The 15632-nt window shown below is 71.9% G+C and carries 14 protein-coding genes; 5 read left to right on the top strand and 9 right to left on the bottom strand.

From position 1 onward, the window contains the following. The first annotated feature begins 704 nt into the window (after positions 1-704). Both AB0J42_RS07360 and AB0J42_RS07355 read left to right on the top strand, forming a co-directional pair. On the top strand, positions 705-1391 hold the full coding sequence (locus tag AB0J42_RS07360) for an endonuclease/exonuclease/phosphatase family protein (RefSeq protein ID WP_364289940.1): 687 nt from the start codon (positions 705-707) through the stop codon (positions 1389-1391). An 8-nt stretch (positions 1392-1399) separates the two neighbouring features. Then, entirely contained in the window at positions 1400-1849 is a 450-nt protein-coding gene (locus AB0J42_RS07355) for an Rrf2 family transcriptional regulator (RefSeq protein ID WP_364289938.1), read from the top strand. A gap of 75 nt (positions 1850-1924) precedes the next feature. On the opposite strand, the gene AB0J42_RS07350 is transcribed toward AB0J42_RS07355, so the two are convergent. Beyond that, positions 1925-3151: an MFS transporter gene (locus tag AB0J42_RS07350; RefSeq protein ID WP_364289936.1), complete on the bottom strand. Its 1227-nt coding sequence runs from the start codon at positions 3149-3151 to the stop codon at positions 1925-1927. Positions 3152-3233: 82 nt separating this feature from the next. Here AB0J42_RS07350 and AB0J42_RS07345 point away from each other — a divergent pair, with 82 nt between their 5' ends. Further along, entirely contained in the window at positions 3234-3827 is a 594-nt protein-coding gene (locus AB0J42_RS07345; RefSeq protein ID WP_364289934.1) for a TetR/AcrR family transcriptional regulator, read from the top strand. A gap of 5 nt (positions 3828-3832) precedes the next feature. Next, positions 3833-4612 carry a DNA-formamidopyrimidine glycosylase family protein gene (locus tag AB0J42_RS07340; RefSeq protein WP_364289932.1) on the top strand — a complete coding sequence of 260 codons (780 nt, stop codon included), beginning with the start codon at positions 3833-3835 and terminating at the stop codon, positions 4610-4612. Here AB0J42_RS07340 and AB0J42_RS07335 read toward each other — a convergent pair. The 6 genes from AB0J42_RS07335 to AB0J42_RS07310 all read right to left on the bottom strand — a co-directional run bounded on the left by AB0J42_RS07335 (position 4609) and on the right by AB0J42_RS07310 (position 11113). Beyond that, entirely contained in the window at positions 4609-4965 is a 357-nt protein-coding gene (locus AB0J42_RS07335; protein ID WP_364290501.1) for a helix-turn-helix transcriptional regulator, read from the bottom strand. The genes AB0J42_RS07340 and AB0J42_RS07335 overlap by 4 nt on opposite strands. Positions 4966-5251: 286 nt before the next feature. Continuing rightward, positions 5252-5752: a CinA family protein gene (locus AB0J42_RS07330; RefSeq protein ID WP_364289930.1), complete on the bottom strand. Its 501-nt coding sequence runs from the start codon at positions 5750-5752 to the stop codon at positions 5252-5254. Positions 5753-5759: 7 nt separating this feature from the next. After that, positions 5760-6332: a CDP-diacylglycerol--glycerol-3-phosphate 3-phosphatidyltransferase gene (gene pgsA, locus AB0J42_RS07325; RefSeq protein ID WP_364289928.1), complete on the bottom strand. Its 573-nt coding sequence runs from the start codon at positions 6330-6332 to the stop codon at positions 5760-5762. After that, the gene (gene rimO, locus AB0J42_RS07320; protein ID WP_364289926.1) at positions 6329-7741 is read right to left on the bottom strand and encodes a 30S ribosomal protein S12 methylthiotransferase RimO; all 1413 of its coding nucleotides are present in this window, start codon (positions 7739-7741) and stop codon (positions 6329-6331) included. The genes pgsA and rimO overlap by 4 nt, the downstream gene beginning before the upstream one ends. A 45-nt stretch (positions 7742-7786) precedes the next feature. Next, positions 7787-8512: a helix-turn-helix domain-containing protein gene (locus AB0J42_RS07315; protein ID WP_364289924.1), complete on the bottom strand. Its 726-nt coding sequence runs from the start codon at positions 8510-8512 to the stop codon at positions 7787-7789. Positions 8513-8611: 99 nt separating this feature from the next. Then, positions 8612-11113 (bottom strand): DNA translocase FtsK, encoded by a 2502-nt coding sequence (locus AB0J42_RS07310; RefSeq protein ID WP_364289922.1) that lies wholly within the window; start codon positions 11111-11113, stop codon positions 8612-8614. Positions 11114-11293: 180 nt separating this feature from the next. Between AB0J42_RS07310 and AB0J42_RS07305 the strand changes: the two genes are divergently transcribed. Continuing rightward, positions 11294-13726, top strand: a complete 2433-nt coding sequence (locus AB0J42_RS07305; protein ID WP_364289920.1) for a SpoIIE family protein phosphatase — start codon at positions 11294-11296, stop codon at positions 13724-13726. Here the strand turns inward: AB0J42_RS07305 and AB0J42_RS07300 are convergent. Both AB0J42_RS07300 and AB0J42_RS07295 read right to left on the bottom strand, forming a co-directional pair. After that, positions 13723-14664, bottom strand: coding sequence for an aldose epimerase family protein (locus AB0J42_RS07300; RefSeq protein WP_364289918.1), 942 nt, complete (start codon positions 14662-14664; stop codon positions 13723-13725). The genes AB0J42_RS07305 and AB0J42_RS07300 overlap by 4 nt on opposite strands. Then, entirely contained in the window at positions 14661-15632 is a 972-nt protein-coding gene (locus AB0J42_RS07295; protein ID WP_364289916.1) for a LacI family DNA-binding transcriptional regulator, read from the bottom strand. The genes AB0J42_RS07300 and AB0J42_RS07295 overlap by 4 nt, the downstream gene beginning before the upstream one ends.

Raw genomic sequence — 15632 nt, 5'->3', positions numbered from 1 at the left:
TTATTAGAAGTTTAGCGCTCCCACCCTTGCTTATCGATGCAGGTGAACGCGAGGATGGCTCATGCTGTCCCTCCGCCGACAGGTCGCTCTCCTCACCCTCGGTGTCGTCCTCTTCCTCGACGTGCTGCGGGTGTTCCTGCCGTCGCTGATCACGCTGTTCGGGCAGGCCGGTTCGACGGCTCCCGAACTCATGGGCCTGTACGCGGCCGCGTGGTTCGTCCTGCCGTTCCTGGCGCTCCTGCTCCGGCCGCGCTGGGCCGTGCTGGGCGGGGCCGTCGCGCTGGTGCTGGCGCGCGTGCTCCTGCAAGCGGGCGCCTGGCAGCTCTACACGTCCTCGGCGGGCGTGACCGCCGGTCTGATCTTCTTGTACGGATGCGCACGGACGACTGTGAGACCGGCGGCTCCCGTCGGCATCATGGCCGGTCTGGCCGTCTCGTTCCTCGGTCACCTGCTGCTCGACGGGGTGGACCTGGCGTGGCGCTCCGGCGTCCTGCCGTGGGCCGCGGTGACAGCACTGTGCGTCGCCTTCCTCCTCCTGACCCGCACCTCCACCGCTAAGGACACCTCCCCCGCGGACGACATCCTCCCCACCGGGACGAGGAACGCTGCCCCGCCCCTCCTGGACGGCCCCACCCCGACCCAGACGGAGGACACTGCCCCGACCCAGACGGAGGACGAGACGCTTCCCTCCATCCATCACAGGAGTGGACGACATCGCCTCCTGGGCCGCCACCCAGCGGCCGGACGTGGTACTGCTCAGCGAGGTGGACCGGGGCTGGCTGCTCAACGGCGGCCACGACGACCTGGCCAGGATCGCCCGCGGCCTCGGCATGCGCTACCACTTCGCCCCCGCCGCGGACCACCTCTGGGGCGACGCCCTGCTCACCAACCTGGCCGTACGGGACGTGCACTCCCATCCGCTGGGCCGGCACGACTACCCGACCGGGGCCCAGGCCCAGGCGATCGTGCTCGGCATCGGCGACCGCGAGCTGGGCCTCGTCAACACCCATCTGCAAGCCCCTGCGGGGCAGGCGGCCGAGGTCGCCGCCATGGTCAGGGCCCTGGCCGCCGGGAGGAGCGCCGCCGAGGCGGGACCGCGCTCGCGGGAGACCGGCGAGGCGATCAGGCCGGTGATCCTTGCCGGAGACCTCAACATCCGCCCCGGCGACCCGGAGATGCGGGTGCTGGAGCAGGCCGGGCTGTCCGACCCGCTGCTCGCCCTCGGCGACCCGCACACCTCACCCGCCGACGACCCGGCGAAACGGATCGACCACGTGCTGATCACCGACGGATTGACCGCCCTCTCCGCCGATGCTCCGCTGGTGCGGTTCTCAGATCATCTGCCCGTAGTGGCCACCGTGCGCCTAACCACTGTTGACCAACAGGGATAATCGACATCATGCGCCTTTCTGCTCGTGTCGACTACGCCCTCCGAGCCGCCGCCGAACTCGCCGCAGCCGGTGCGGGCCCGACAACCGTGGGCGAGCTCGCCAAGGAGCAGGACATGCCGCCCAAGTACCTGGAGAACATCCTCCTGCAGATGCGCCGGGCCGGGCTGGTCCGCGGCCAGCGCGGTCCCGAGGGCGGCTACGTGCTGGCCCGCCCCCCTGCGGAGATCTCGCTCGCCGACGTGATCAGGGCCGTCGACGGCCCGCTGGCCAACGTGCGGGGCGAGCGGCCCGAGCACGTCGGCTACCGGGGGCCGGCGGAGTCGTTGCAGCAGGTGTGGATCGCCCTGCGGGCCACCGAGCGCGAAATCCTGGAGGAGGTCACGCTGGAGAACGTCGCCACCGGCCGCCTGCCCGAACGCGTCCGCCAGCTCGCCGCCGACCCCGCCGCCTGGGACTGACCGGCCCGATACGCTGCCGCCGGACTCGGGCAGCCTCGACGCCCTCGTACCAGCCCCCTGTCTCAGATCCTCGTACTAACCCTGCTCACGCCCCCGTACGGCCGCCGCGCTCGCCTGCGCGGCCGGTGCGCCCGCCGAGCGGCCCAGCCGGGACGCCTGCCAGAAGAGCGCCAGGGCGACGACCTCTACCACGGCCGCGGCCGCGGGGAGCAGCCCCGGCCCGTACATCTCCAGCACGACGCCGCCGAGCGCGCCCCCGCCGGACACGCCCACGTACACCGCGCTGCTGTTGAGCGCCAGCGCCTGCGGACCAGCCGGACCGGCCAGGGCGAGCAGGCGGGTCTGCGCGGGCGGCGGGATCCACCACGACACCGCAGCCCAGAGCGCGAGCAGCGGCAGGAGCACGAGCAGGGCGAGCGGGCGCAGCTCCCACAGCGCGGTGAACGCGGCCATGACGCCGCCGAACGCGCAGATGCCCGCGAGGAGTGCCCGGTCGGCGCCCCACCGGTCAGCGGAACGCCCGCCGAGCTGGCCGCCGACGAGCCCGGCCGCGCCGGCCAGCACGAACACCCAGCCGACCTCGACGGGCCCGGCTCCCGCCAGCTCGCGCAGAAACGGGGCGACGTAGGTCAGCACCATCATGCTGCCGAGCACCGTCGCCACGATCGCGAGCAAGCCCAGGACCACCTGGGGACGGCCCAGCGGCGCCAGCCGCTCCCGCAGCGTGCCGTCGGCCGGTTCGGGCGCCAGGCGCGGGAGCGTCCGGCGCACGGCGGCCAAGGATGTCAGCCCCAGCAGTGCGCCGAGCACGAACGTGGCCTGCCATCCGAACCAACCGCCGACCCAGGTGCCCACGGGCACGCCGAGCATCAGCGAACCGGTCAGTCCGCCCATCACCAGCGCGAGGTAGCGCCCCTGCCGCCCGTCCGGGGCCTGAGAGGCGGCCACAGCGTACGCGGCGGGCACGACGGCCGCGGCGGCCGCCGCGGCCAGCACCCGCAGCCCCATCAGGACGGGATAGGACGAGGTCAGGGCCGCCGCCCCGTTGGCGGCTGCGAACACCAGCAGCGCCCAGGTGATCAGCGCGCGCCGCGGCCACGAGGCGGTCACCACGGACGCCACCGGTGCCGCCAGCGCGAACGTCAGCGAGAACCCCGTCACCAGCTGCCCGGCCGCCGCCTCGCTGACGGCTAAGTCGCGGGCGATGGCGGGCAGCACGCCGGCGATCACGTAGTCGTCGGTGGCGAAGGTGAAGGTGGTGAACGTCAATGCCAGCAGCCAGACGGGCACTCTTCCGGACATGGATGCCCCTTCAAATAAAGGTAACAGTCGTTGCCCGATTAAGGTAGCAGTCGTCACCCAGATGGCGTCAAAGGGATATCCGATGGCCAGGACCGCCGACCCCGCCCGCCGGGCCGAACTGCTCGACCACATAGTCGACTACGTGGCGGAGCACGGCCTGTCGACCCTGTCCATGCGGCCGCTGGCCGAGCACCTGGGCAAGTCCACCCGCGTGCTCACGCACCATTTCGCCGACAAGGAGGAGCTGTTGTCGGCCACCATGGCCCGGCTGGAGGAGCGGCACCGCGCCTGGCTGCGCTCCCTGCCCGGCTGGGACGGATCCGAACGCGTCGGCACGATCATCCGCCGTACCTGGCAGTGGCAGCTCAAGGAGGAGAACCTGCCGATCGCCCGGCTGATCCACGAGATCGAGGGCCTGGCGGCGAGTGGGCGGCTGGCAGGGCTGATCCCTCGGCTGCTGTCGGAGCGGACGCAGTTCGTGGCCTCGTTGCTGCGCGAGCGCGGCGTCCCCGAGCCCGACGCGCTGCGCATCTCGACCCTGGCCAACGCCGCCTACACCGGCCTGCAGATCGACATCCTCACCACCGGCGACCGGGAGCGCGTCGACGAGGCCCTGGACCGGCTGGCGGACCTGGTCGACGCGTGGGTGGAGGCCGCCGGCTCGTCCGTAGACTGAGACGCATGCCCGAGGGTGACGCCGTCTACCGGACCGCCGCGCGGCTGCGGGGCGCGCTCGACGGGCAGGCGCTGACCCGGTCGGACTTCCGGGTGCCGCGCCACGCGACCGCCGACCTCACCGGCCGCACCGTGCTGGAGACCGTGTCACGGGGCAAGCATCTGCTCACCCGGGTGGAGGGCGGGCTCACCGTCCACACCCACCTGCGGATGGACGGCAGGTGGCTGGTCGTTCCGGCGGGCCGGCGCACGGCCGGGGGCGACCAGGTGCGGCTGATCCTGGCGAACCGGCAGTGGCAGGCGGTCGGGCTGAAGCTGGGGATGGTCGATCTGCTGAGAACGGCCGACGAGGGTGAGGTCGTCGGCCATCTGGGCCCTGATCTGCTGGGCGACGACTGGGATCCGGCCGAGGCCGTGCGGCGGCTGAGCCGGGCCCCGGACGTGACGATCGGGGAGGCGCTGCTCGATCAGCGCAATCTCGCCGGGATCGGCACGATCTATCGGGCGGAGACGTTGTTCTTGCGCGGTGTGTGGCCGTGGCGGCGGGTCGGAGACGTCGGGGATCTGGAAGGGCTGGTCACGCTGGCGCAGAGGCTCCTGGCGGCCAACCGGCATCGCGCGGGCACGGTCACCACGGGAGATCGCCGCCCGGCCCACCAGACGTGGGTCTACGGCAGGGCGGGAAGGCCCTGTCGACGCTGCGGCACCCGCATCAGCCGCGGGGAGATGGGGGCACGGCCGCAGGAGCGGCTCATCCTGTGGTGTGGTGGCTGCCAGCCGCGTTAGGCAGCCACCATGTCCTTGACCTCGGGGAACACGGAATCGGACATCGACCCGGGGACCGAGTCGGGAACCGCGATGCGCTCGTGCTCGGGTACGTCGGCGAGCACCGGCGCGGCCTGCAGCTCCGCCAGCGCGAACTGATCGGAGACCTCACGCAGGACCTGCGAGAGCGGCACCCCGAGCGCGCCGCAGATGGACGCGAGCAGCTCGGACGACGCCTCTTTCTGGCCCCGTTCGACCTCGGACAGGTAACCAAGCGAAACGCGTGCCAGCGTGGACACCTCTCGGAGTGTGCGTCCCTGCCGCACGCGCAACCGCCTGAGCACGTCTCCGAGCAGCTGACGCAGCAGAATCATCTGTCGCTCCCTCCCCGGCGCGGATGATTTCACCACGCCCCGCGCGATCGAGTCGTGCCGCTCGTTGTTCTTCTTCGCTTCGTACATACTCCTCGCCGTCATCACCGGGCGTCTCCGAGCCTGGCCCGCCGCTCGTGGCGCATCCTGTGACTCGTCAGGCCCGCCTGCCGGGCGCTTGCTGCTTGCAGTTGGCTCACGGACCTCTCTCACAGCTCCACCGTACCCGCATCAACCGACACCGCGTCAGACCGTGCTTCGCATGTTCGCTGGGGACGTAACACGGTAATCATCCGAAATGTTCCCCCTTGTTCTCCTTAAGCACAGTTGACAGTAGATCGATAGCCTCGTCCATCGTCTCTACCCTGATACGTTCGCGCGACCCCTCAAGTCTCAACGGCCGCTCCCACAACTTTCCGCCCGGCCCGCTCACCGCGGCGAAGACCGTGCCGACCGGCTGCCCGTCCTGCGGATCCGGCCCGGCCACACCCGTGACGGCCAGCCCGTACGTGGCCTCGCAGAGCCGCGCGACCCCCGCCGCCATCGCCGCGGCCACCTCGGGATGGACCGCCCCCTCGCGGCGCAGCAGCTCCTCCGGGACGTCCAGCAGCCGCCGCTTCAGATCCGTGGCGTAGGAGATCACCCCGCCCCGGAACACCTTCGACGCGCCCGGCACCGAGACGATCGTCGCCCCGATGAGCCCGCCCGTGAGCGACTCGGCCACGGCCAGCGTGGCCTCACGGCGCTCCAGCGACGCCAGCACCCGCGCTACGGCGGCTGAACCTCCCATGGCCCCCTCACTCCCCGCGCGTACGCCTCGCCATCCCGCGCAGCCTGATCGCGCGGATCACGTAATCGATCCCCGTCCCGACCGTGACCACGACCGCCGCCCCCATCAGCGTCCACCGCAGCGCGTCGGGCCCCCACGGCAGGAGGTAGAGCACGATGGCGGCGATCTGCAGAGCGGTCTTGACCTTGCCGCCGTAGCTCGCCGGGATGACCGCCAGCTTGATCAGCACCAGCCGGAGCAGCGTGATGCCCAGCTCGCGGCCGAGGATCACGATCGTCACCCACCACGGCAGCTCGCCCAGCACCGACAGGCACACCAGCGCGGCCCCGGTGAGCGCCTTGTCGGCGATCGGGTCGGCGATCTTGCCGAAGTCGGTGATCAGCCCGTAGCGCCTGGCCAGCTCCCCGTCGAGGTGGTCGGTGAACGACGCCACCGCGAACACCGCCAGCGCGGCCAGCCGCCAGCCCGTCCCCGGCAGGAACAGGCAGACGACGAAGAACGGGACGAGCGCCAACCGGAGGACCGTGAGGACGTTGGCGATGTTCCACGGGCTCACCGCGCGGCGCTCGTCTCTGCTCATGGACCGGCGGCCTTGATCCGCGCGATGAGGTCGACCCCTTCGGCGTCGACGACCGTCGCCCGCACGAGCTGGCCCGGCACCAGGCCGATGCCCTGGACCGTGACCGACCCGTCGACCTCGGGGCCCTGGTGGGCGGCCCGGCCCTCGTAGCCGCCGTCGCCCAGGTCCTCGTCGATGAGCACGTCCACGTCCGTGCCGATCCGCTCCTCCGCGCGCTGCGCCGTCAGCTCCTCGGCCAGCTCCGTCAGCACCCGCACGCGCTCCTCGACGACCTCCGCGGGCAGCTTGCCCTCGAAGCCGGCGGCTTCGGTGCCGTCCTCGTCGGAGTAGCCGAACACGCCGATCACGTCGAGCCGGGCCGCCTCCAGGAAGGAGACGAGCTCGCCGAACTCCTCCTCGGTCTCGCCCGGGAAGCCCACGATGAAGTTGGAGCGCACGCCCGCCTCGGGCGCCCGCTCGCGGATGCTCTCCAGCAGGCCCAGGAAGCGCTCGGGGTCGCCGAAGCGGCGCATCCGCCGCAGCACCCCGCCGCTGGCGTGCTGGAAGGACAGGTCGAAGTACGGGGCGACGCCGTCGGTGCCGGCGATCACGTCGATCAGGCCCGGCCTCAGCTCAGCGGGCTGGAGGTAGCTGACCCGCACCCGGGAGATGTCGCCGACCGCCGCCAGCCGCGGCAGCAGCTTCTCCAGCGCCCGCAGGTCGCCCAGGTCCTTGCCGTAGGAGGTGGAGTTCTCGCTCACCAGGACCAGCTCGCGCACGCCACGGTGGGCCAGCCAGTCGGCCTCGGCCACCAGGTCGTCGGGGTCGCGGGACACGTAGGCGCCGCGGAAGGCCGGGATGGCGCAGAACGTGCAGCGCCGGTCGCAGCCCGAGGCGAGCTTGAGCGAGGCCACCGGGCTCTCGTCGAGCCGCTTGCGCAGCACCCGGGGGCCGCTCGCGGGCGCCACCCCGTCAGGCAGGTCGCCGTGGCCGGGGATGTGGCCGCGCGGCGCGGCGGCCCGCTCCACCGGTGTGATGGGGAGCAGGGCACGCCGGTCGCGCGGCGTGTGAGGCGTGAGCGGCCGCCCGGCGAGCACGTCGTCGAGGCGCCCGCCGATGTCGGCGTAGTCGTCGAAGGAGATGACCGCGCTGGCCTCCGGCAGGGCCTCGGCGAGCTCGTTGCCGTAGCGCTCGGCCATGCAGCCCGCGGCGACCACCTTGGCCCCGGAGTCGACGGCGGCCAGCAGGGTGTCGATCGAGTCCTTCTTGGCCGACTCGATGAAGCCACACGTGTTGACGACCACGACCTCGGGGTCGTCGTCGTCGAGCTGCCAGCCGGCAGCCTCCAGTCGCGCGGCCAGCTCCTCGGAGTCGACCTCGTTGCGGGCACAGCCCAGCGTGATCAGCGATGCGGTTCGGCGGGATGACATGGTGACACCTACGGTATCGGCAGTTGGCCACCCCCCGCGCAGTGGCTACCGGGCCGACGGCTTCCCAGGGCCGAACGACCGGCGCACCTTCTCCCCCCGTTTCCCGACGGCGCCCAGTTTCTTGCCGTTGACCTGCAGCGACACGGCCCCGGCGTCATGCACCTCGAAATCGATCCGCCTCTTGGCCCGCCAGGTGGCGCTCCCGCCCGCCTTGAGGCTGCCGTCGAACAGCTCGTGGCCCTCGGCGTCGCGGACCGTCATGTGGGCCCGCCGCTTCGCCTCGACCGCGACCACGACCGTGTTCTTGCCCGCCATCGCGACGGGCGGCGGCGCCTCGGTGAACGGCGAGTTCGGCGGCACGCTGGCCGCGGGCCGCTCCGCCCCGGCGGTGCGCACCTGGTCGGAGGCGCCGCCCAGGACCTTGACCACGCCGAACACGACCACCACGGTCAGCGCGACCGCCAGCGCGGCGGTCCAGCCCGGCCCGCGCCGTTCGGACATCTTCAGCATGCGGTCGGTCTGGAACACGGCCGAGGCCCGCACCGGTTTCGGCGCCCCGCCGTTCTGCTGGTCGTAGCGGTGGACCACGGCCTCGGGATCGAGGCCCACGGCCGCCGCGATGGTCTTGATGTGCCCCCTGATGTAGAAATCGCCGCCGGTATCGGCGAACTCGTCACGCTCGACCGCTTTGATGATCGCCTCGCGTATGCGCGTGACCTGGCTCAGCTGCTCGACCGTCAGCCCCGAAGACTGCCGAGCCGCCGTCAACATGGCTCCGATGCTCTGCTCCTGCACGACAACCGCCTCCCCCACGACGGAGCGTAGTAACTCCTATTCAAGCAGTTAGCGTCGGGGAAGCGGCCATTGGGGTCATTCGCCACGCAGGTCAGCCAGCAATTGGGGCAGATCATCCGGTTTCACCAGGACCTCGCGGGCCTTGGAACCCTCGCTGGGGCCGACCACCTCGCGGCTCTCCAGCAGGTCCATCAGCCGCCCGGCCTTGGCGAAGCCGACGCGCAGCTTGCGCTGCAGCATCGAGGTGGAGCCGAACTGGGTGGTGACGATCAGCTCGGCCGCCTGGATGAGCAGGTCGAGGTCGTCGCCGATGTCCTCGTCGATCTCCTTCTTCGCGCTCGCCGCCGCCGTCACGTCGTGGCGGTACTCGACCTGCATCTGCTCCTTGCAGTGCCTGACGACCTCGGCTATCTCCTTCTCGGAGACGAACGCGTTCTGGATGCGGATCGGCTTGCTCGCCCCCATCGGCAGGAACAGCGCGTCGCCCTGCCCGACCAGCTTGTCGGCGCCCGGCTGGTCGAGGATGACCCGCGAGTCGGTCAGCGAGGAGACCGCGAAGGCCAGCCGGGACGGCACGTTGGCCTTGATCAGGCCGGTGACCACGTCGACGCTCGGCCGCTGGGTGGCGATCACCAGGTGGATGCCGGCCGCGCGGGCGAGCTGGGTGATGCGCACGATCGAGTCCTCGACGTCGCGCGGGGCCACCATCATGAGGTCGGCCAGCTCGTCCACGATCACCAGCAGGTACGGGTAGGGCTGGTAGACGCGCTCGCTGCCGGGCGGCGGAGTGAGCTTGCCGGCCCGTACCGCCTTGTTGAACTCGTCTATGTGGCGGAACCCGCTGGCGGCCAGGTCGTCGTAGCGGCGGTCCATCTCGCCCACCACCCATTCGAGGGCCTCGGCGGCCTTCTTCGGGTTGGTGATGATCGGGGTGATCAGGTGGGGGATCCCCTCGTACACGCTCAGCTCGACCCGCTTGGGGTCGACGAGCACCATGCGTACCTCGTCGGGGGTGGCGCGCATGAGGATCGAGGTGATCAGGCCGTTGACGCAGACGGACTTGCCGGCGCCGGTGGCGCCGGCGATGAGCAGGTGGGGCATCTTGGCGAGGTTGGCCACGATCGTGCGGCCCTCGACGTCCTTGCCCAGCCCGACGATCATGGGGTGGTGGTCGGCCTGGGCCACCTGGGCGCGCAGCACGTCGCCGAGTGCCACCAGGTCCTTGTCGGCGTTGGGGATCTCGACCCCGATGGCTGATTTGCCGGGGATCGGGGACAAAATCCGGACATCTGCTGACTTGACGGCGTACGCGATGTTCTTGGTGAGCGCGGTGACCTTCTCCACCTTCACCGCGGGCCCCAGCTCGATCTCGTAGCGCGTCACCGTCGGCCCGCGGGTGAAACCGATCACCTGGGCGTCGATGCCGAACTGCTCCAGCACGCTGGTCAGCGCGTTCACCACGACCGTGTTGGCCTTGGTCTGCGGCTTCGGCGCGGTGCCCGGCTTGAGGTGCTGCAGGTCCGGCAGCTGGTACGGGCCCGCCTGCGGGGAGAGCACGAGCTGCTCGACCTTGCGCGGCGCCGGGGTGGGCTGCGGCGGCTCCGGCTGCCTGGGCGGGGGCGGCTCCTCGTCCACCAGCCCGGGGACGATCTCCGGCGAGTGGTCCTGGCGCTTGTCCTTCTCGGCCAGGACGGGGGTGTCATACGGCTTGACCGAGTCCTCGCCCTCGACGGCGGGCTTCTTCGGCCGGGCGCGCTTCCTCGGCTGGGACGCCGGCCGGTCTTCGGGCGCCTGGCGCTCGAAGACCAGGTGGCGCAGCTCGGCCAGCCGCTCCGGGATGCGGTGGACGGGCGTGGCCGTGATCACCAGCACGCCGAACCCCGACAGGAGCATCAGCAGCGGGATCGTGATCCACGGCGGCAGGATGCTCATCGGCGGCGCGGACACGATGAACCCGATCAGGCCGCCGGCCTCCGACACCCGCTCCATGGTGTGGTTGCCGTCGCCCGCGGGATAGGGGGTGCCGTTGGCGACGTGGATCACCCCGAGGATGCCGATGAGCAGCGCGCTCCACCCGATGACCAGCCGGCCGGTGTCGGCGTTCTGGTCGGGGTGGCGCAGGTAGCGCCAGGCCAGCAGACCGAGGAGCAGCGGCAGCGCCCACGCCAGCGAGCCGAACACGGCGTGCGCCACCGTGTGGACCACCTCGGAGACGCCGCTCCGGGTGTCGCGCCACGTCATCGCCGCCAGGACGATGGCGCCGGCCAGGATGGCCAGCCCCACGCCGTCGCGCCGGTGTACGGGGTCGAGCTCTCTGGCGTTCTTGCCCAGCGCGCGGGCGGTGCTGCCGATGCCGTTGGCGAGCAGCATCCAGAGCCCCACCACCAGCTTGCCGATCATGGTGAAGATCCAGCTGATCGGATCCTGGTGGGTCGCGGGCGCCTTGCGGGCCGGTCCCGAGCCCTTCGCCCTGGCCCGCCCCGCGGACGTGGCTCCCCGCTTCGCGGGGGTCGAGCGAGACGAGGGCGACCGCTTCGCCGGCCCCTTCGGTGCGCTTTTCGGCGTACGGGTGGCCATGGTGCCAAAGGTACGTCGGATACCACGGCGAAAGCATCGTGACTCGCCGGATCGTGTCAAAAGAGCACCCAACCTGGTGGCCCAGCCGGGGCCTTCTTCGGAAGTGGCGGGAGCGGAGGCTCTCGTTCTGCCACCCTGAGTGTGACCGAAGCCACATCGAGTGATGTTCTAGGACGCACAGTGGAGACGACCCGGGTGTCGAGCACCGCCTTCGACGGCACGACCCATGCCCCAGCGGCCGCGCGGCGGTTCGTCCGCCAGGTGCTCGGGGAGTGGCGCCTGAACCATCTGGCCGAGGACGCCGTCCTGCTGACCAGCGAGCTGGTCACCAACGCCGTGGTGCACGCCGGCACCGGCATCGAGCTGACCTGCCGGCTGGACGCCGAGGCGGTGCCGCCCAAGCTGGAGATCGAGGTCGACGACCAGCAGCCGGACCGCGTCATCCTGGACGGTCCCGCCCCGGCGGGGCCGCTGGCCACCTCCGGGCGCGGCCTGGCGCTGGCGGGCATGCTCGCCGACGCCTGGGGCGTCACGTACACCAGGACCACCAAGCGGGTCTGGGTGCGGATGGAGTTCGCCGACGCCCAGGAGCCGCCCTGCCCGCCGGTGCCCGCGCCGCGCGAGCCGGTCGACGCGCTGCGGGTCGCGGTGCTGGTCGCGGACGCGGGCGGGCGGGTGATCTCGTGGAACGCCGACGCCGAGTCCCTGCTGGGCTGGACGGCGCGGCAGGTCGCGGGCCGGCCGCTGGAGGAGCTGGTCGACTGGCACGGGCACGGCGGCGACACGCTGGCCCTGTCCGACACGCTCGCGCTCGGCCGCTGGCGCGGGGAGTCGCGGATGCGCCACCGCGACGGCCGGCTGGTCCCGGTCTACGTCTCCCACCTGCGCACCGGGGGGCCGCCGGAGCATCGGCGGGCGATCTGGATGGTGGTGGGCGGCGCCCACGGGTTCGTGCTGGCCTCGCCGCCGTCGCCCGCCCGGCGGGAGGCGGGCCGGCGCATCAAGGACCTGCTGGACCGGGACCGGCCGTTCGCCGAACTGCTCGACACGATCGCGCGCATCGCCCAGCACTCCAGCGCGGGCGACGCCGCGTACGTGCTGCTGCGCGCCGACTCCGGCCACCGGTTCGGGGTGGCGGCGGGCGCGGGCGCGACGGCGGGGCTGGTCGGCGTGGTGGCGGCGGGCGCGTTCGCCCCCGACCCGGGCACCCCGCCGGTGGTGGAGGATCTGCTCGCCGCGGACGTCGAGCTGGCCCAGCAGCTGCGGGCCCGGTCGCTGGCGTGCGCGCCGCTGGTGGCGGCGGGCGAGGTGGTCGGGTATCTCGCGGTGACGGCCGCCGACCCCGGCCGGTTCGACCAGGACCTGCCCGCGAGCCTGCGGCACATCGCCGACCAGGTGGCCGGCACGGTGCAGCGGGAGCGGCTGGCCGAGCAGGAACGGGCGCACCGGGGGCGGCTGTCGTTCCTGGCCGAGGCGGGCGAGCTGCTCGCGGGCGTGCACGAGGAGGAGATGATCGCCGTGCTCGCCGCGCAGCTCGTGGTGCCGAAGCTGGCCACCTGGGCGGCGATCTACCTGACCGACCTGGCGGGCATGACCCGGCTGGCGCACGTCTGGCACCGCGAGGAGCGGCACAACCCCGGGCTGCGCGAGTCGCTGCCCGCGATCCCGCACTCGCCGCTGAGCGAGGTCACCTGGCCGATCGGCCGCGAGAACGTGCTGTCGTTCCCGCTGCTGACCCACGGCCGGTCGTACGGCGCGCTGGTGATCGGCCGCGCCGAGCCGACGCTGCCGCTGGAGCTGGCGGACCTGCTGGCCGACCTGTGCCGCCTGATCGCGCTCAACCTGCACACCGCGATGCTCTACGCGCGCCAGGCGACCACCTCGAAGGTGCTGCAGCGCAGCCTGCTGCCGGTGCGGATGGCGCCGATGCCGGGGCTGGAGTCGGCGGTGGTGTACCAGCCGGCCGGGGAGGGCGCGGACGTCGGCGGCGACTTCTACGACCTGTTCACGGTGGCCGACCACTGGTGCTTCGCGCTCGGCGACGTCTGCGGCAGCGGGCCGGAGGCGGCGGCGGTCACCGGGCTGGCCAGGCACGCGGTGCGGCTGCTCGCCAAGGAGAACTACACGGTGGCCGACATCCTCCACCGGCTCAACCGGACGCTGCTGGAGGAGGCGGACGACGAGGACGGCCGGTTCCTGAGCCTGCTGTGCGGGGAGCTGACGCCGCTGCCGCAGGGCGGGGCGCTCTGCACGATCGCCTCGGCCGGGCACGTGCCTCCCCTGCTGCTGCGCGCCTGCGGCAAGGTGGAGCAGGTGGCCTCGCCGCAGCTGCTGCTGGGGGTGGAGGCGGACGCGCGGTTCTCGGTGGAGACGTTCGAGCTGGCGCCGGAGGAGGTGCTGCTCTGCGTCACCGACGGGGTGACGGAGCGGCGCGACGGCGACCGGCTGCTCGACGACGACGACGGGCTGGCCCGGATCCTGTCGGAGTGCGCCGGGCTGAGCGCGCACGCCGTCGCCGAGCGGGTGCGGCAGGCGGTCGATTCCTTCGCCGACGCCCCGTCCAGGGACGACGTGGCGCTGCTGGTGCTCCGGGCGACGCCGTCGCTGCTCTAGGCGGGGAAGCGGTAGGTCGTGGTGGAGGTGCGGACCTCGCCGGGGCGCAGCACGGTCGAGGGGAACGCGGGCTGGTTGGGCGAGTCGGGGTAGTGCTGCGTCTCCAGGCAGAGCCCGGCGTGCGGGCCGTACGTGGTCGCGTCGGCGTCGAGCATGCCGCCCGCGTAGAGCTGGACGCCGGGCTCGGTGGTGGTGACCTCCATCGTGCGGCCGCTGCGGGGCTCGGTCACGGTGATGTCGCCGTTGAGGACGTAGCAGTGGTCGTAGGCGCCGTCGAACCGCTCGCCCACGGCGTGCGGGGTGGTGAAGTCGAACACGGTGCCCTTGACCGGGGCGAGCTCGCCGGTGGGGATCTTGTCGTCGTCGACGGGCAGGTAGTGGTCGGCGGCCATGCGGATCACGTGGCCGAGCACGTCGCCGCCGCCGGCCAGGTTGAAGTAGGAGTGGTTGGTGAGGTTGACCACCGTCGGGGCGTCGGTCTCGGTCGTGTAGTCGATGCGCACCGCGTCGCCGTCGAGGGTGTAGGTGACGGAGGCGGTCAGCGTGCCGGGGTAGCCCTGGTCGCCGTCGGGGCTGACGAGCGTGAGCGTGATGGCCGAGCCGGTGACGTTCTGTACGGTCCAGACTTTGCTGTCGAAGCCCTCGGTGCCGCCGTGGAGGCTGTTGGGCCCGTCGTTGAGGGGCAGGTGGTACTCGGTGCCGTCGAGGGTGAAGCGGCCACCCGCGATGCGGTTGCCGTAGCGGCCGACCACGGCGCCGAAGTAGCGGCTGCGGGTCTGGTAGTCCTCCAAGGTGGGCAGGGTGAGTACGACGTTGACGCCGTCGACCTCAAGCGTTTGCAGGATCGCTCCGTAGGTGAGCACCGCCGCGCGCAGGCGCCCGGAGGTCAGTTCGTGGCGCTCGACGCGCTCCCCCGTGGGCAGCGTTCCGAAGTTCATGAGTTGGCCTCTCCCGTGGAATCGCGGACGATCAGGCTGGTCTCCAGAACCGTAACGCCGCCGGCGGCCTCCGAGTCGACCGAGCCGAGCAGTAGATCGACGGCGATGCGGCCGGCGGCGGCGGTGGGCATCGCGATCGTGGTCAGCTTGGGGCGGCTCAGGCGGCCGGGCACGATGTCGTCGACGCCGATCACGCTGATCTCCCCCGGCACGTCGACGCCGCGCTCGGCCAGCCCCTCGATGAGCCCGATCGCGACCAGATCGTTGTAAGCGAGCACTCCCGTGGCGCCGGAGGCGATCACGTCGGTGACGGCTGCCAGGCCGCCGAGCTCGGTGGGCGCGTTGGGGCCGAGGAAGGTGACGTCGGCCTCGCTCATCGCGGCGGCGGCCGCCTGCATCTCCTTGCTGGTCCACGACCCGCTGGGCCCGGTCACCAGGGCGAGCCTGCGGTGGCCGAGGCCGGTGAGGTGCTCGACGGCCAGCCGGACCCCGCGCCCGACGTCCATGAGCACCGTGGGCATGCCTTTGACCCGGCGGTTCACCACGACGAACGGCACCTCTTCGCGCAGCCGCTCGATCGTCTTGTTCGTCAGCCGGGGGCTGCACAGCAGCACACCGTCGACCTGCTTGGTGAGGGTCTGGATCAGCTCCTCCTCGACCTGCGGGTCCTCGTCGGTGTCGGCCACGAACACGTGGTAGTCGCGGAGTCTCGCCTGCGCCTGGGCCGCTTTGATGAGCGGCGGGAAGAACGGGTTGGCGATGTCGGCCACGATCAGGCCGATATTGTGCGTACGCCCCGTGGTCAGCGCGCGGGCGGCCCGGTTGGGCCGGTAGCCGAGGTCCTCGGCGACGGCGAGCACGCGGGTGCGCGTCACCGGGTTGACCAGATGAGGCGCGGAGAATGCGCGCGACACGGTGGAGACGTGCACGCCCGACGCCTCCGCCACATCACGAATCGTCACCGCCAC

Origin of the sequence: Nonomuraea sp. NPDC049649, assembly GCF_040675175.1 — a bacterium.
GTDB lineage: Bacteria > Actinomycetota > Actinomycetes > Streptosporangiales > Streptosporangiaceae > Nonomuraea.
Note: the sequence above shows the minus strand (reverse complement) of the source record. Positions and strands in the feature narration are given on the sequence as shown.

Coding starts and splice junctions, on each gene's coding strand:
- AB0J42_RS07355 (WP_364289938.1), top strand. CDS start 1,400: ATGCGCCTTTCTGCTCGTGTCGACTACGCCCTCCGAGCCGCCGCCGAA.
- AB0J42_RS07350 (WP_364289936.1), bottom strand. CDS start 3,151: ATGTCCGGAAGAGTGCCCGTCTGGCTGCTGGCATTGACGTTCACCACC.
- AB0J42_RS07345 (WP_364289934.1), top strand. CDS start 3,234: ATGGCCAGGACCGCCGACCCCGCCCGCCGGGCCGAACTGCTCGACCAC.
- AB0J42_RS07340 (WP_364289932.1), top strand. CDS start 3,833: ATGCCCGAGGGTGACGCCGTCTACCGGACCGCCGCGCGGCTGCGGGGC.
- AB0J42_RS07335 (WP_364290501.1), bottom strand. CDS start 4,965: ATGATTCTGCTGCGTCAGCTGCTCGGAGACGTGCTCAGGCGGTTGCGC.
- AB0J42_RS07330 (WP_364289930.1), bottom strand. CDS start 5,752: ATGGGAGGTTCAGCCGCCGTAGCGCGGGTGCTGGCGTCGCTGGAGCGC.
- pgsA (WP_364289928.1), bottom strand. CDS start 6,332: ATGAGCAGAGACGAGCGCCGCGCGGTGAGCCCGTGGAACATCGCCAAC.
- rimO (WP_364289926.1), bottom strand. CDS start 7,741: ATGTCATCCCGCCGAACCGCATCGCTGATCACGCTGGGCTGTGCCCGC.
- AB0J42_RS07315 (WP_364289924.1), bottom strand. CDS start 8,512: ATGTTGACGGCGGCTCGGCAGTCTTCGGGGCTGACGGTCGAGCAGCTG.
- AB0J42_RS07310 (WP_364289922.1), bottom strand. CDS start 11,113: ATGGCCACCCGTACGCCGAAAAGCGCACCGAAGGGGCCGGCGAAGCGG.
- AB0J42_RS07300 (WP_364289918.1), bottom strand. CDS start 14,664: ATGAACTTCGGAACGCTGCCCACGGGGGAGCGCGTCGAGCGCCACGAA.